Origin of the sequence: Aquabacterium sp., assembly GCF_041909175.1 — a bacterium.
Taxonomy (GTDB): domain Bacteria; phylum Pseudomonadota; class Gammaproteobacteria; order Burkholderiales; family Burkholderiaceae_C; genus Aquabacterium.
In genome coordinates this window covers 171683-188348 of sequence record NZ_JAYRDZ010000008.1, presented here as the reverse complement: position 1 = coordinate 188348, position 16666 = coordinate 171683, and the positions used below count along the sequence as shown (strand labels likewise).

The following is a 16666-nucleotide window of genomic DNA, read 5'->3' as shown; positions in this document are numbered from 1 at the left end:
CTGATCACAGGCGTCACTGGGCAAGATGGTTCTTACCTGGCTGAGTTTTTGCTCAAAAAGGGCTACGAGGTGCACGGCATCAAGCGCCGTTCGTCGCTGTTCAACACCGACCGCATTGACCACCTCTACCAAGACCCGCACGTCGACAACCGCAACTTCATCCTGCACTACGGCGACCTGACCGATTCGACCAGCCTGGTGCGCATTGTGCAAAAGGTGCAGCCCGACGAGATCTACAACCTGGCCGCCCAAAGCCACGTGGCCGTGAGCTTTGAAGAGCCCGAGTACACCGCCAATGCCGACGGCATTGGGGCCCTGCGCCTGCTCGAAGCCATTCGCATCTTGGGCCTGGAGAAGAAGACCAAGTTCTACCAGGCCTCGACCTCTGAGCTGTATGGCCTGGTGCAAGAGATCCCGCAGAAGGAAACCACCCCCTTCTACCCGCGCAGCCCCTATGCCGTGGCCAAGATGTACGCCTACTGGATCACGGTGAACTACCGCGAGGCCTACGGCATGTATGCCTGCAACGGCGTGCTGTTCAACCACGAAAGCCCGGTGCGCGGCGAAACGTTTGTGACTCGCAAGATCACCCGCGCCATCAGCCGCATTGCGCTGGGCCTGCAAGAGTGCCTGTACCTGGGCAACATGAGCGCCCTGCGTGACTGGGGCCACGCCAAAGACTACGTGGAAATGCAGTGGCTGATGCTGCAGCAAGACCACGCTGAAGACTTCGTGATTGCCACCGGCGTGCAATACAGCGTGCGCCAGTTTGTGGAGTTTGCCGCCAAGGAACTGGGCGTGACCGTGGCCTTTGAAGGCGAAGCCGAAGCCGAAATTGGCAAGGTGGTGAAGGTCGAACCCGTGAACGGCGACATGCTGGCCAAGTGCAAGGTGGGCGATGTGATTGTGCGGGTGGACCCGCGCTACTACCGCCCCACCGAAGTGGAAACGCTGCTGGGCGACCCCACCAAGGCCAAAGACAAGCTCGGCTGGACGCCCAAGACCTCACTGCAAGAGCTGGTGGCCGAAATGGTGCGCAGCGACTACACCTCGGCCAAGCGCGACAGCCTGGTCAAGCTGGCTGGTTTCCAGGCCTACGACCACTATGAGTAATCTCATCAAGATACTAACTGGCAGATTGGGAAAAATACCAAGCAAAGCCCACCACAAGCTGGCTGGAACACTATTCTCTGCTATCAAGCTGGTGTTCCACGGCCCGTTTGAAACAAACACCGAACACGGCCGAGCGAATGAACGTTTGAGAAGAGTGCTGATCAGCGCCCTCACGTCTGCCGGCGCCAAAGTCATCACCGTGGGTACCGCGTTGATCACCGTACCCTTGACTCTAAATTATCTAGGAACCGAGCGTTACGGACTATGGATGACACTCAGCTCAGTTATTGCAATGCTGAGCTTCGCTGATTTTGGAATTGGAAATGGCGTCCTCAATCTCGTAGCCGACGCAAAGGGCCGTGACGATGAGCAGAAAATAAAACAGGTAGTTTCGAGCGGCGCAGCGATATTAACAGCCATAGGAATATGCGCAGCCACTATATCAGTCGCAACATATCCACACGTGGACTGGCCTGCCTTATTTCACGTCACCAGTCAACAGGCAAAAATTGAGTCAGGCCCAGCAGCCATCACTTTTCTGCTGATATTTTCACTCAACATTCCAGTCGCATTGGTCGCTCGCGTACAGGCAGGACTGCAGGAGTCCTACCGCGCCAGCATATGGCAATGCGCTGGTAGCTTGCTTTCCCTAGGGCTGACCATCTTGGTCATATCCTACCAAGCAGGGCTACCCTGGTTGGTATTATCATTTGCTGGCTCACCAACCATCTGCGGAATAGCAAACGGAATACATTACATCGCCACAAAAAACAAGCAACTGATGCCAAAGGCGACATTTGTAGAAATACAAATTATGAAGCAAGTCGCACGCAGCGGCCTGTTATTTTTTGGCTTACAACTGGTTGCCGCACTAACGTTTGCATCCGACAATTTCCTGACCGCACGAATACTTGGCGCTGCGTCAGTCGCGAATTATGCAGTGCCAGATAAACTATTCTCACTGATCACCACCACCGTATTGATGGCGACACAACCTTTATGGCCAGCGTACGGCGAAGCATTGGCACGGCATGATATTGGATGGGTCAAATCCATATTGAAACGATCCGTTGTCACTGCCGTATTTTATGCGGGTACGTTTGGAGCAATACTGATCGCAGCGGGACCCAAAATCATTCACTTGTGGGCCGGCCCCACGATCGACACACCGCTCCCACTCATTCTAGGACTGGCAATTTGGAAAGTAATTGAAGCGGCAGGATTATCCATTGCCGCATTGATGAACGGAGCACACATCGTTACCCCACAAATAGTCATGGGAATGGTCACCTGCGGGGCAACGCTAGCACTGAAATCAACCGGCCTCTCCGTTTTCGGCATTGAGTCAATACCATACGCAATGTCGATCGCATTTTTTATTTTCACCTTACTTCCGAGCGCCTATACCTTGCACATACATCTCAAAGAGAAGCAAAGACGATGATCAGCGCCCGCACTTTAAAAATATATCTGGTATCCATAAAAAGACGACTACCACCGTGGACTCGTGCTGCTTGGCTCAAAATACATAATCACCTATCCGTTGCCTTTGAACATAAACACATTGGGCGCCAATCCTATATCGCACCCGGTGTCCATGTCACGCGATGGAGAAAGGTGCAAATAGGAAACAATTCTGTAATTTGCGACGGCACCTTCATCAACATCAACGACCTCTCAACTGAGGCGCACGGTATTCAAATTGGCGACAACGTCTGGGTCGGTCGGCACAACTTCTTTAGCCCCGGCCCGGCCCTACGATTAGGTGACTATGTCCTAACTGCACCTGATTGCAGATTTCTGGGCGCAAACCACAACATCAACGACCCATTTCAACCATATATCGCCACAGGCACCACGGGACGGGACATCACCATTGGCACAAATGTCTGGCTAGGAGCAGGCGTCACAGTGATGGGAGGCGTCACCATTGGACATGGAAGCATCGTAGGGGCAGGCTCAATCGTTACCAAGCCAATCCCACCTTTTTGCATTGCGACAGGTATTCCTGCAAAGGTTGTGAAGGTATTCGATGCGAAAAGCCACAAGTGGGTACCAATTGATAAACCGCACGAACCACTAACGATCTCGGAAGCTGATTATGTTCAGCACCTCAATAGCAAAACACCCCACATCTCGATGCCATGGCAAGTCGCGAGCAAACGAATGGGAGATGGTTACCGATATAACCAAGTTCATCATTGAAACGACACCAAGAGAATCGAGCAATCACTAAACACATCCGCCACATCACCATTCAAATATCAATACAACAATGAAAACAGCACTTGTCACCGGCGCAAATGGATTCTTGGGAAGGCACGTCGCCAAGCTTCTGGCGTCTGAAGGACACCAAGTGATTGGAATGGGACACGGCACCTGGACGCGCGACCAATGGAAATGCTGGGGCCTTTCCGACTGGCATAGCTGCGACATCAATCTGCAAACACTGAGGACCTATGGTGGCGCACCGGATGAGATCTTTCATTGCGCCGGTAGCGGCTCTGTTGCCTACTCCATCACACACCCATTGGAGGACTTCAATCGTACTGTAGAAACCTGTATATCAGTACTGGAGTTTGCTAGGCTAACCAGCACCGTGAAGAGAACCGTTATTCCCTCTAGCGCAGGGGTGTATGGCGCAACGACCATCACACCGACACCCGTCAACACCCCACTTGCACCCGCATCGCCGTATGGTTATCACAAGGTAATGGCGGAGCATGCAGCCAAATCATACGCACAGTTCCTTGGCGTCAGGGTATCAATTGTTCGGCTTTTTTCAGTATATGGACCAGAGTTGCGCAAACAATTGCTATGGGATGCTTGTACAAAACTGACACGAGGAGACGCAAAATTCAGTGGCACCGGAGACGAAACTCGTGACTGGATACATGTCACCGATGCAGCTAGCCTCATGTTGGCGGCGTCAAAAGTATGCAACGAAAATTTCGTCATATTCAACGGCGGGAGCGGAAATCCAGTATCCGTGGCTACAGTAGTCAACGAGCTCTCGTCCGCCTTGAATACGAATGCCGCCACGACTATAGATTTCGATGGAGCCAAGAGACCTGGCGACCCCGAGCGATATCATGCCGACATCGCCGAATCGTTGGCCCTAGGTTGGCGACCAATTATGGAGTGGCGAACAGGCGTAAGAGAATATGCTGAATGGTTCAAGGAGGATGCCAAGTGATCAACGTTGGATTCATTCTTGCATTTAAAGACACTCAATGGACGGGCGGCATAAACTATTACAAAAACCTCATTAAATCACTAAGGGATCACGGTAGCCCCGATGTAAAACCTGTCGTCATCACATCCCCCGACACACCAATAAAAATATTTGAAGACCTGACAGGCGTTGAATTTATCACCACGCCGTATGTTTCCCCAAGTAGCTTCTCGTGGAAAGCCTCAAAAGCAGCCCAACACGCTTTCGGTCGAGACATCTGGTTTGAGTCATTTCTTAAGCGCCATCAAATAAATTTGATATCGCACTCAGGCCACCTTGGACGGAATTCAAAAATTCCAGCCATTGGATGGATTCCAGACTTCCAACACTTGCGGATGCCTGAATTTTTCTCCGCCGACGAGATCGCAGAGAGAAACGCCCGTTTTCACCGCTTGTGCAACTGGTGCGCAGGAATCATTGTCAGCAGCGCAGACGCGTTATCTGACTTAAACAAATTTTCACCGAACACCGCGCAGAAGGCGGATGTTTTACGTTTTGTGACGGGTGTGTCCGCACCCAGTGACGAAGCATGCAAGATGGTATCTGACAAATACAACCTCCCGCCAAAATTCTTCCATCTACCAAATCAATTCTGGAAACACAAAAATCACGAAACATTAATCAAAGCATTGAAAATACTGAATGACAGGAATAATCGGATGACTGTTATAGCCACCGGGAATCCAAAAGATCTTCGACAACCACACCACTACGAGCAACTCCAAGGATTAGCTGAAGATCTTCATGTTACGGGAAACTTTATTTCACTGGGCGTTGTACCATATGACGAAATGGTCTGTCTCATGAAGTCGTCCATTGCCGTGGTCAATCCGTCGCTATTTGAAGGATGGAGTACTACAGTAGAAGAATCAAAATCTCTAGGGAAGAAAATAATTCTCTCTGATATACCGGTTCACAGGGAACAATCCCCTGAACGTGGAGTGTATTTCAGCGCGCAGGACCCCTTGGCACTGGCAAATTGTTTGCAGCAGACCTATGAAGGATGTGACGACGACAGCGAGGCCTTCTATCTGGCCGATGCTAGCGCGCGAATAGACGAACGTTACAAAGAATTCGCCCAGTCATTCTGTAAAATCGCCTTAAGACACGTTCGCAAATGAATGGGATTGAGACCTCCAACTGGCTAATCATGGAGCCGCAAATGTCTGGGCACCATGAGGCATATGTCATCAACATTTTGGATGGGATGGCAGCACGTGGAATAAAACCCATCGTCGCAACAGATATAAATCTTGCGACCAGCAACAGCGTTAAACGCATACGCTGTGCCCACCCTTCAGTACACTTCATTTTTTCTAAACCACCAGACGAAATTTCATTATACGGAAGCGCCTACAAGGATGCACGGAGGGAATTCGCATACTGGAGGTGGTTTAAGCAAACATACGAGCATTCATTAGAAAGCATCTCAGTTAATCGAGTGTTGCTCCCCTATATCGATTACGCTCTATATGCGATCGGGATGCTGGGATCACCGTTCAGGCATTGCGAATTCAGTGGAATCGCAATGCGTCCGACATTTCATCACCGGGAGGAGGGAGTACACACCCCCTATCGGCGTTCCGACTTCATCAAGGAAGCGCTGTTCGGTAGGTTGCTGAAGTGCCCCAATCTGCGACACCTTCTGACCATTGATGACACGCTCTTCCGTTTCGCACAAAAAAAAGGTGCCGCACAGTGGTCAAAAGTTAAGCTAATACACGACCCAACCACAATTGACTCCGTCGAATATAAACCGCCGTATTTGGTTTCCGAGTTGGCAACTAGAACAATACCGGTATTACTTGTGTACGGAGCGATTGAAGCGAGAAAAGGCATCAAAGAGCTGCTTGACGCAGCGCTTGTCCTTCACAATACCAGCGAATGCCCCACAATAGTCATCGCAGGCCGACAGGGAGATGAAGCCGCAAAAATAATAAACGATGACAAGTATATTTCGTTGAAGCTATCAAAGAAGCTAATTGAACTTAACGAATTCATTTCGTCGGATCTGGAATCTCAATTGTTGATGAACTGCGATGCCGTTTGGATGGGCTACAAAGCACACTACGGGATGAGCGGCGTTATTATTAAGGCAGCAGCGGCAAAGCGGCAAATAATTGCGACGAAAGACGGTCTGATTGGATGGCATGCAGCACATCTACACCGATCTTCATTAGTGGACGTGAACGACATTGGGGCGATCTGCCTATCCTTAAGGGCAATAACAATGCACCCCTTCTCCAATTTTGATCAGGATTTACTCTTCAAATACTCGTGGGAAAATGCCAACAATCTGATTTTGGGGCACTGATCAATGAAGAGCCACAGCCGCAGATCATTTATTTATAAATTACTTGTTTTGCCAAGTGCTGTGACTGCAACGAAGTCACTAGCTGCCGAGACTCGGTCTACACAAACCGCGGCGCGTATCTCGGTCAACCCCCGAGCACAGATCAACAGCACTCTCGCCGACGCCCTAAACAACATGAAAGGCGGGGATCTCCAAATTCCCGCCGGACAGCACCATATCACTATAGATGACGGCCTTTTTAATATTGAAGGCGACATTGTTATCAGAAGCGACTCAGGTGCGCCCGCTGAACTCCACATAACACATGCATCTAGTCGCCCTTTCTCAATAATATCTTGCAAATCATCAAGATTGGTACTGCAAAATATTACAATTTTCATCCAATCTAGCGCCCAGCACTCAGTAGTTATATCCATTAATGGACAGTGCGCCGACTTTCGCATGATTGACTGTGCCGTGGTGGGCGAAAATGATAACTCTCCGCAAGTTCGCCCTCACGGCATACACATAACTGACTCCGCTCAAGTTGGGCGCGCCCTGGTTAGCAACACGACATTCAAATTGCTAAATTATGGGATCTTTACATCAAATTTATTCTTTGGCGGCTGCAGGAACTGGGTAATTGAGAAATGCAGATTTATTTCAAATCACGCAGATGACCTTGAGTTTAATTCAGCACTCAACCCGCAGATGCCCTGGCAGGGGATAAACATCTCCAACTGCGAGTTTTCCAGACCAGAAACGGACATAAAGAGTAAATTCTCAGGAATGGCGATTGGCGTCGACTCAGGTAGCCAATTTATCATTTCTTCATGCCGATTCACGGGATACAAAAGAGAAGCCATTCATATAGAAAATAACACTCACGACATCATCGTGTCGAAAAATATTTTCATCAAGTGCGCCAGGGGCATTTCTGTCTTTCAGCAAAACTCGTTTGGCGTCATGATTGAAGGCAATATTTTTGATTACGCCGAAGTTTTAGTGCGGAGGCCAACCACGATTCACCCCAACGACGCCAACATTGCGATTGATATCGCCAACCCTGGTGTCATTTCATCCTCCAGTTATGCGAAGATAAGTAACAACCTCATTAAAGGTTACGATATAGGAATCTACTGTCCGGTCGATCGAGGTGGCGTTGTTTCCAACAACACGATATCGCTTTGTCATGTCGCATTATTTTTACCCTCACAAGCCATGGCGCGGACAGAAGGCAGTCGGATTATTCAATGCCAATACGCATACTCATCGCCGCCAGGTGATCTTGGCTCTTGCTATCTTGAAGATACGGAGGAGTTGGTAAGCTCTAACGGGGTGTACTCCGTAGAAATTGGAGGAGTTTTGACACCCTCCCCCCACAGGGACAACGAGAACGAAGCCAGGAGGGGGCATTTTAACTTTTGGGGGGCTTCATTAATTAATGGAAAAATCATAGTTTCCTGCTCACCGCACCTTGTAGCCTCATGCAATGTCAACATAAAAAATGCATCAGGGCCCGCCTTGATCTCATTAGATTGCGGCCCTGAACGCAACGATTTTGTTTTGCGCACCAATGCTGATTCAAATCTGAATGGCATATCTGAAATATTGGTACAGCTGGCTGCTCTCCCGTCACCAAAATCTCTCTTCATCAACTCTTCCGGATCCTTGATTGTGGAGAGGCGACATTGAAGTTGGATGACATATCGTGAATTTCTTATCCCTTTTATCGACCATTGGCATGCTCATGCTACGGCCAACTGCACTAGGCAGTACGGTGAGCTCAGTTGGCATTTTTGTTATTTTTATCGCCTCGATTTTAAAAATATATAGCAATGGTAGGGTTGGATGGTTAAAGACGCAGACATTCGATATCAATTCAATTCAGGTTCTGCTTGCACTTGCACTATGGGGATACTCCATCAGCTTAACTGCAATCTTACAAAAATCGAATTTTGATTACGCCTGGAAGGCTACCGCCCTGGTTTCTATCAGTGTGATCTGCGCTCACATTCTGCAAAGCGATCGCACCACTTCCACTCACTTCTTCTCCATATTTGCCAAATTAAATGGCGCAATTGGCTGGTCGATACTAATAAGCACCTTACTAATCCCTGTGCTTGGATATGATAAAATCAAATTATTGACATTTGAAAATAAAGGGTATGAGGGATGGGACTTCAATGGAGATATCCTATTCCCATTTAGCCTTGTCTATGGATACCTATCCGAATACGGAATTTATAGATTTTCCGGCTTTTCCAGAGAGGTTGGGATCGCCCAGGCATTTTTCGCATGGTCATTTGTTTTCATTTCCATCAACAATGGAAAGCCATTCTGGCGTTTGGGTTGCGTGCTGGGCGTTTTGTTTTGCGGATCTTCAGGCGCGTTCTTAACACTGGGGTTGAGTTATGGACTTCTAAAACTATCAAAGCGGAATAGAACGCCCATCGGGCTTTTGGTAATGCTTATTGCCGCCGCCGCTGCGATTGCATTAACCATATATGCGCCCGGGGTCGGGCTTCAGGACAAGCAGGAAACCCACCTTGATTCACAGCTGGACCGCGAATTTGCGCTGAGCTTTGCGATGAATCATGCCTCTGAGCTATGGTTCGGAAACGGGCTTTATTATCTGTATACACCATACGATGGCATGGGGATCAATGCCATATCTTCTATTTATTACATAGGGATAATTGGTGTTTGCCTGTATGTAGCAATTTTTATCGCACCACTCTTCTTTGCTGCCACAGATAAATTCATATACCTTGCGCTAATATCTCCACTATTGTTAACGGCGCTATTCCTGCAACCGTTGATAGACGCACCTTTGGTTTACGTATTAATTATGTATATCCCAACGGTTGAGCGGCCACACACAAACCAACTTAGATAAGAATAAATATACCCTATGCCACACACCACCGATAAAAATATAGATGCTCCAATTGTGTTCGTATGGGAGAACTTCGGCCCCGGCCATGCCGACCGCTGTGATGCCGCAGGCATTCACTTTCAGGGGAGAAGGCGCGTTATAGGTATCGAGGTCTTTTCCAAGAGCCAAACTTACGATTGGATCCCTGAATCTGGTCAACATTTTGAGAAGATTACGCTATTTTCCAACTCGCGCGCAGATAACACCCCTGTTGTATCTCGCTACCTTAAAACTATAAGAGCATGCGTAAAGTATCTTGGTGGTGACTTTTTGCTCTGTCATTATGAAAATCCGGCGACCCTTGCCACAGCACTGACGTTGCGCCTTCTGGGACAACGGGTGTTTGTCATGAACGATTCCAAGTTCGATGACTATCCCAGAAGTCTATTCCGTGAGATATTAAAATATTTTTTTTACCTTCCATATATGGGTGGACTAAGTTCAGGGCAGAGAGCAAAGGACTATTTGCGGTTCCTTGGCGTTCCTGTTGAAAAAGTAAAAACCCACTACAATTCTTTAAATATCGAAAGGATACGTAGACTGGGATCCGCGCCCCAAAAGTCAACATCCTTTCATGACAAGCCTTTCGTGGTGGTCGCAAGACTCGTCGAAAAAAAGAATTTATTTGTCGTGCTCTTTGCATTTTCAGTTTATCGAAAAACTGGTGGCTTCCGCAATCTTCAAATAATTGGAAGTGGACCTCTCGAAAAGGCCTTACAGGAACACGCAGCTAACCTTGGGGTTAATAATCATGTTGAATGGTCTGGATTTTTGCAAACGAATCAAGTTTGCTCTGCGGTTGGCGATGCCCTTGCTTTAATATTAATCAGCAAAGAGGAGCAGTTTGGCAACGTTGTTATTGAGGCTTTGGCACTTGGGGTCCCTTGTATTGTTTCTCCGCAGGTTGGTGCGCGGGACTACTTGGTCAGATCATTCATAAACGGATTTATCGTCGAAGACGATAATGCTACAGGTTTGGCAAGATTGATGCATTACATCGGGTCAAACGAGGCCCAGTGGAAAATCCTAAGCGAAAACTGCGCTGAGTTTGCAGAAGTGGGTCACACCACGCAATTTGCTAATGCAGTTGATGCTTTAACGTCAAAACAACCATGACGCAACATCATGCGGATACATCAAAAATTACGGGCGAAAGTCACCGTGCGATTTTTGTCGTTGCGGCAATGCCCCCGCCTGTCCATGGGCAGTCCGTAATGAATTTGATCGTGGCTGACTCTATACGAAATTATTCACCAAACAACCTTACAATATCCAATATTGCCCCATCTTCCAGCAATATATTGGTGTACCATTTATCCCGAATTTCTCGTGTCACTATAGCTTCTCTGCGTATCTTATTTTCACCCCGCCGCAGAATTTCCGTATATTCTGTATACGAGTCGGGTTTTGGTTTTCTTTACAATTTACTTATACTTATATCTGCCCGCGTTAGGATGGCTGATGTATTCATCCATCACCATACCTCTGAACATTGCAAACGTCACTCTAAGAGGTTTGCTGTGGTGAACTGGATGGCGGGCGTCCACGCCAAACATATCGTACTGTCAGATCAAATGAAATCTGATTTGCAAGATACTTATGGAACGAATCTACTCATAAGGGTTGTCAATAATGGCTCATGCTTAAGTGGCATACCTAAGATAGATCCAAACCATAAGATTTTCGACGGATCTATTTCTCTAGGCCATCTATCAAATCTGACCCCTGAAAAGGGTGTGGCCGACGTTCTCTCGATTTTCTCAGAGCTTCGCTCAAGAGGCTGTCCAGTGCGACTTGAATTAGCTGGCCCCACTGCAGATCCTTCTATAGAGAAAGCCATCGCAGAATTCTCGGCGCTAGGCGACAACTATTTTAGATACTGGGGACCAGTTTTCGGCGAGAGAAAAGCAGATTTCTTATCAAAAGTCGATATTTTCTTATTCCCTAGCAGGTATAAATACGAAGCTCAGCCACTTGTATTGCTTGAATCAATGGCCTATGGCGCATTTTGTATCGCTTACGAGGCCGGCTATATCCCTGAGTTATTATCTTCTACAGGCTTCCTTGCATGCAATAGGGAAGAGATCATTGACTTTCTATCCTCTTCGGCACTAACCCCTACATACCTAATTGGCGAAAGTGGGCGAGCTATTGCCAGTTCACTCCAATTTCGAACGGAGGGCAGACGTCAGCTCGAACTTCTCATCGAGGATATATGTAATAAGGCGCAAGGAGGCTAGAGTGGTTGATTTTCCAGCGAATGCAAGAATTCTATTTATCGGCCATCATTTCCCTAGGCCAAACAATAAAGTGATCGGCACTTGGGCTATTGACCAGCTCGACGCCATGAACAACATGGTTGAAGAGGTCCGAGCCATTTCACCTGTACCACTCGTCCCATCATTTATTGGACGAGTACTGGGCAAGGGATCCTCTCATCTTTGCCCGGACTACGGCGTAATGGGCCGATCCCACATTAAATCATTTTATCCACGTTGGCCCATTTATCCAGTAGGTCCACTGAAACATTTTCTCTTTCGCTTTCCTGCAATTTTTCTGTTTTTAGCCTGGAACTTCATAAAAGGCGACGTTTGCAAAATTCACGAAGACTTTAAGCCTACTCACATATTTGCGCACCACGGAGCTATGGGTGGATACATTGCTTCAAAGCTTTCTGAAATTTATGGCACGCCCTACTTCATAACTGAACACAGTTTCGGAGAAATTGAATCTTGCGCCCGTTTATATTTTCGCAGAAAGGTATACAAATCGGTAATAAAGAGAGCCGAGCTATGGGTGGCTGTCGCATCTAGAATGGCATCTGCAATGCGACGGCAGTGCCCTGACGCCAACATCAAAACCATATACAATGGAATTAATCCAGATTCCATACCAAACGCACCAGATATTCCTTTAGACCTAAAGGGGGTCATTCAAGGTAAATTGGTTATATTTTGCGCTTGTTTTATGTACGAGCGAAAAAATGTCCCATTGCTTGTAAAGGCGTTTGATGTCGCAGCCGAGAGCACTAAGGAAGCAGTTCTTGTCATCGCAGGTGATGGGCCCGACTATAACAACGTGGTATCTGCAGTCGAGAATTCCAAACACAAAGACAGAATCCACATAATTGGTCGCGTCGAACACAAAGACATTCTTAGTATCATGCTAATCTCCGATGTCTTTGCGAGCTTCGGCGTGAACGAGCCATTTGCGACAACATTTATCGAAGCCATGGGCTGCGGTTGCCCTATTATTTATTGTAGTGATGGCGGAATATGCGAAGTTGTTCAAGATGGCATTCACGGCTTTTCGATTCCACCAAATGATTTGTCAGCCGGAGTGGCCGCGATCACGAAACTTTTAATTAACTCCAAATTAAGAACCAAAATGGGGAGCAACGGAAGGCTTCTTGTTGCGGATCGACTTACGTGGCAAAGAAATGTACAAACTATTTTTAGTGAAGTTGGCTTAATCGAGTCTTAGGTCACTCGCTAAAGGATCAAAGTCAAAAAATTTAGTTACACTCGTTCACTGAACTATTCCCCTCAGTCTCCCCGATTGACTTCTTTTCATCTGCTGCCTCCACATATTTATCTCACCTGGCTCATTTCCTTTGAGCCGCGTTGCCGTACTTAGCAGCAATATCTGAACATCAAATTCGTATCTTGCACATTTGTTAGCCTGCTCCCACAACATCAAAACCTCTTGTGGACTAGCGCCTTGCTCCGCTTTTGCGAGAGCGAGAAATGCTGTTGCCCATGGATTTGTTGGGCGCATATTTTTTGAACGTGTTGCCCATACTACGGCTTCTTCAGCATATATCTTTGCGATTTCCGGATCTGTCAATCGTCTTGTCCGTTCCAAATAGAGCATTGCCATTACACTGGGTGGGCTTGGATCTTCAGGGAATGCTTCCCAGGCTTTCAACGCACTCTGTCTTGCGGAAACCCATTGGTTTTTCGTTAGGTTTTTATTTTCTTTTTCGGAAGATTGTTCTAGCGCTTTTTTTGCAGGCAGAAGTAGATAGCCAGCCTCCGCAATATGCGCAGAGTAGTTAAATAAGACGGAAAACAAACCTATAACACCCGCACTAACAGTTGCATTTAGTGCTGCTCTCAAAGAATTAGGCCCCGTCACTTGGTTTATCATTTTTGGCTGACAAGCTGTGTTGGCACGTTTTTTGCAAGGTTATCTGCGGTGTCCTGCCCTAAGTTCCTCAGCAATAGCTCGTAAGCCCCATCCATTCTCGGACGCCTACCTTTTAGATTGTGGCAATCGCTAGCAATCCCACTCACCCACCCCTGTTTCAGCAAGGCCATAGACGCTTTATGGGCCTGGGTGCCAAATTCACCAATCACAGAGGCAGCCGTAACTTGCACAGCGCACCCCATATCCACAAAAGGGCGTAAGCGTTCAGGCTTTTCCATCACGGCCTTATTGCGCTCTGGGTGGGCCAGCACGGGCATATAGCCACGGTCCAGTAGGTGGCGCACCAGCTTGTCGCTCCCCAGGGGAATGCTGCCGTCAGGCAGCTCCAGCAGCAGGGTTTTCAGGCCCTGGTAAACGCCCAGGGTGGGCAGTTCGTCCTGCGCAAGCAGGTCAAGCACGCTGTCGTTCAACCGCACCTCGCCACCCAGCGAAATGCTCAGCGGTATGCCCAGCGCCTTCAGCGCAGCCTCAAACCGCTCGAAATGCGGCTGCAATGAGGTTTTGGTGTTGTTCCACTGGCCGGGGTACACATGGGGGGTGACCACCGCATGCGTTACCCCTGTTTGCACCAAAGCCCGGGCCAGGGCCAGGGCTTCGTCTATGGTGGCTGGGCCGTCATCCACGCCCGGCAAAAGGTGGGTGTGGATGTCGATCACGCTTGTTTGGAAGCCTCTTCGGCTTTATAGCCATAGTAGCCATAGCCGTATTTGCCATAGGCTGAATACTCACCGTGGTAACGCTGGGCCTTCTTGAAGTCCAGCTCGTTGACCACCACACCTACCAGCGGCGCGCCAATGCGTTTCACCTTTTGAAGGCCTTTGCGCACCAGGGGCACCGGCGTTTCCATGGCCTTGACCACGTAGATGGTGCCGTTCACCTGGGGGGCCACCACCAGGGCGTCGCTCACCAGTTCAACCGGGGGGGTGTCGATGATGATGACGTCGTAGTGCTTCTTCAAGGCTTCGAGCGTGGCTTTGAAGCGCTGGCTGTGCAGCAATTCGGTCGGGTTGGGGGGAATGTCGCCAGCCGGCATCACGTGCAGGGCACTGAACTCCACCTTGTGCACGCAGTGGTTGAGGTCTGCCGTACCTGCACACAGGTTGGCCAGGCCTTTGGCGCCAGGGGGCAAACCCAGACCACGGCCAATCATGGGGCGGCGCATGTCGGCATCAATCAACAGGGTGCGCTTGGTGGTGGCCATGGACAAGGCCAAGCCGCTGGCCACACTGCTCTTGCCCTCGGCCGGAATGGACGAGGTCACCGCGTACACCTTGTGAGGTGAGTCAATGCTGCTGAGCAGCAAGCCCGTGCGGCCTGTGCGCACGGCTTCGGCGTAGATGGAGTCCGGGCTCTCGGCCAGGGTGCGCATCACGGCAAAACGGTCTTTATTGAGCAAGCTGGGCAAGGTGGTGAGCACCGGTTCAGCAAGTTGGCGCTCGGCATCTTCGGTTCCCTTTATGGTGTTGTCCAGCTTTTCAAGCACCATTGCTATGAAAGCACCCAACACAGCCCCCAGGACAAGCGCAATGACCACCATCTGCGAGCGCTTGGGGCGCACCTGTTCGCCCTTTTCCGGGGCCGGGTCAACCACGCGGGCCACCAGGCTTTGCATGTTGTCGGTGGCGTTGGTTTCTTTGGCGCGCTCCATGAAGGTGTCGTATAGCTGGCGGTTGGATTGCACTTCACGCTCCAACATGGCCAGCTGGGCTTCCTTGCGGTTCACCTGCGCGACGGAAGAGCGTGCTGCGCCCAATTCACCGGCCATTTGCTGCTCTGTGGCACGTGACACTTCATAGTCTCTCACCAGACTGTTGGCCACGGCCTCCATCTGTGTGACCGTGTTTTGCTTGGTGCCGTCCAACTCCCCCTGAGCTTGTTGCATCTTGGTGTTTTCAGGGCCGTAACGCTTGGACAACTCTTGCACCTTTTGTTGAGCCAAGCTTTCCAGCTCCTTGGCACGTATTACAGACGGGTGTCGCATCACTGCTGCGACGGCAGAGTAATCACGCGAGCCGTTTTTGCGCACGGTCTGAATTTCGTTGTAAACGCCCTGGTTTTCAGCCCGGCGGACGCGGGCCTGCACCAGCTGCTCGGTCAGGTTGGTGATGCTTTGGGTGTTGAGTGCCTGGGCCGAACCGCCCAGGCTGACGAGGCCCTGGCTGTCGCGGTAGGCCTGCAAGGCGCGCTCAGAGGCTTCCAGCTTTTGGCGCAGTCCGCTCACACGCTCTTGCAGCCAGTCACTGGCCTGTTGAGTCAGCTTAAAGCGAGATTCCCGATCGTTGTTGATGAAGGTTTCTGCCACCGCATTGGCAGCACGGCTGGCCAGCGCAGCGTCTTGTGATTCAAACGAGACCTTGACCAGCTGACTCAAACGAACGGGTTCGACGATCAATGCGTTCTGGAACGCGGACAGGGTACCTTCAGCTAACGTGTCCGCCGTCCACTCCGGTGTAGGCTTGGTCATACCCAAGCTCTTCTTCAGCTTGGCAGACCAGCTGTCTTGCGCTTTGCGAGGGTCAAACTCCGGCACTTCCCACAGCTTGAGCGCCTTGATGGCGTTGAGCGCCACTTCGCGCGACTTCAGGATTTCAACCTGCGTCTGGTAATACTCTTTCGACTGCGAGATGCCGCCGTACACCTCGTCAATGTTGACGACCTTGTTCTTGCTGGGCTCGATCATGACCGTGGCGGTGGCACGGAACACATCAGGCAGGGAAAAGGCCACCGCTCCGGCAACCACGGCGCAGGCCACAGCCAGCCCCAGAATGCCCCACTTGCGTTTGGTGATACTGCGCCAGTTGTCAAGCAGTGCCAGGCGTTGTTCGTCGTTCAGGCGAAAACTGACGGACTCAATAGGTGCGTTGTCTGAAGTCATGTA

At 49.6% G+C, this 16666-nt stretch carries 14 protein-coding genes; 11 read left to right on the top strand and 3 right to left on the bottom strand.

The window, feature by feature from the left end; translation table 11 throughout:
• The 11 genes from gmd to ACE3PH_RS13050 all read left to right on the top strand — a co-directional run.
• A partial coding sequence (gmd, locus tag ACE3PH_RS13100) for a GDP-mannose 4,6-dehydratase (protein WP_374319678.1) occupies positions 1 to 1113 on the top strand: 1113 nt, incomplete at its 5' end.
• Positions 1106 to 2557, top strand: a complete 1452-nt coding sequence (locus ACE3PH_RS13095) for a lipopolysaccharide biosynthesis protein (protein ID WP_374319676.1) — start codon at positions 1106 to 1108, stop codon at positions 2555 to 2557. The genes gmd and ACE3PH_RS13095, both read left to right, overlap by 8 nt.
• Positions 2554 to 3318: a DapH/DapD/GlmU-related protein gene (locus ACE3PH_RS13090; RefSeq protein ID WP_374319674.1), complete on the top strand. Its 765-nt coding sequence runs from the start codon at positions 2554 to 2556 to the stop codon at positions 3316 to 3318. The genes ACE3PH_RS13095 and ACE3PH_RS13090 overlap by 4 nt, the downstream gene beginning before the upstream one ends.
• Positions 3319 to 3388: 70 nt before the next feature.
• Positions 3389 to 4309, top strand: coding sequence for an NAD-dependent epimerase/dehydratase family protein (locus ACE3PH_RS13085; protein ID WP_374319672.1), 921 nt, complete (start codon positions 3389 to 3391; stop codon positions 4307 to 4309).
• Entirely contained in the window at positions 4306 to 5469 is a 1164-nt protein-coding gene (locus ACE3PH_RS13080; protein ID WP_374319670.1) for a glycosyltransferase family 4 protein, read from the top strand. Before ACE3PH_RS13085 ends, ACE3PH_RS13080 begins: the two co-directional genes overlap by 4 nt.
• A gap of 41 nt (positions 5470 to 5510) precedes the next feature.
• Entirely contained in the window at positions 5511 to 6662 is a 1152-nt protein-coding gene (locus tag ACE3PH_RS13075) for a hypothetical protein (protein WP_374319668.1), read from the top strand.
• A gap of 3 nt (positions 6663 to 6665) precedes the next feature.
• On the top strand, positions 6666 to 8336 hold the full coding sequence (locus tag ACE3PH_RS13070; protein ID WP_374319666.1) for a right-handed parallel beta-helix repeat-containing protein: 1671 nt from the start codon (positions 6666 to 6668) through the stop codon (positions 8334 to 8336).
• A gap of 16 nt (positions 8337 to 8352) precedes the next feature.
• Positions 8353 to 9540, top strand: a complete 1188-nt coding sequence (locus ACE3PH_RS13065; RefSeq protein WP_374319664.1) for a hypothetical protein — start codon at positions 8353 to 8355, stop codon at positions 9538 to 9540.
• Positions 9541 to 9555: 15 nt separating this feature from the next.
• Entirely contained in the window at positions 9556 to 10695 is a 1140-nt protein-coding gene (locus ACE3PH_RS13060; protein WP_374319662.1) for a glycosyltransferase, read from the top strand.
• Positions 10692 to 11819: a glycosyltransferase family 4 protein gene (locus ACE3PH_RS13055; protein ID WP_374319660.1), complete on the top strand. Its 1128-nt coding sequence runs from the start codon at positions 10692 to 10694 to the stop codon at positions 11817 to 11819. Before ACE3PH_RS13060 ends, ACE3PH_RS13055 begins: the two co-directional genes overlap by 4 nt.
• Before the next feature lies 1 nt (position 11820).
• Positions 11821 to 13062: a glycosyltransferase family 4 protein gene (locus ACE3PH_RS13050; RefSeq protein ID WP_374319658.1), complete on the top strand. Its 1242-nt coding sequence runs from the start codon at positions 11821 to 11823 to the stop codon at positions 13060 to 13062.
• Positions 13063 to 13107: 45 nt separating this feature from the next.
• On the opposite strand, the gene ACE3PH_RS13045 is transcribed toward ACE3PH_RS13050, so the two are convergent.
• From ACE3PH_RS13045 to ACE3PH_RS13035, 3 genes are read right to left on the bottom strand one after another with little or no spacing between them, the layout of a single operon-like run.
• Complete coding sequence (locus ACE3PH_RS13045) at positions 13108 to 13728, bottom strand: hypothetical protein (protein ID WP_374319656.1); 621 nt, start codon at positions 13726 to 13728, stop codon at positions 13108 to 13110.
• Positions 13725 to 14444 carry a tyrosine-protein phosphatase gene (locus tag ACE3PH_RS13040; RefSeq protein ID WP_374319654.1) on the bottom strand — a complete coding sequence of 240 codons (720 nt, stop codon included), beginning with the start codon at positions 14442 to 14444 and terminating at the stop codon, positions 13725 to 13727. Before ACE3PH_RS13040 ends, ACE3PH_RS13045 begins: the two co-directional genes overlap by 4 nt.
• Positions 14441 to 16663 (bottom strand): GumC family protein, encoded by a 2223-nt coding sequence (locus tag ACE3PH_RS13035; protein WP_374319652.1) that lies wholly within the window; start codon positions 16661 to 16663, stop codon positions 14441 to 14443. The genes ACE3PH_RS13040 and ACE3PH_RS13035 overlap by 4 nt, the downstream gene beginning before the upstream one ends.
• Between the last annotated feature and the right edge of the window lie 3 nt (positions 16664 to 16666).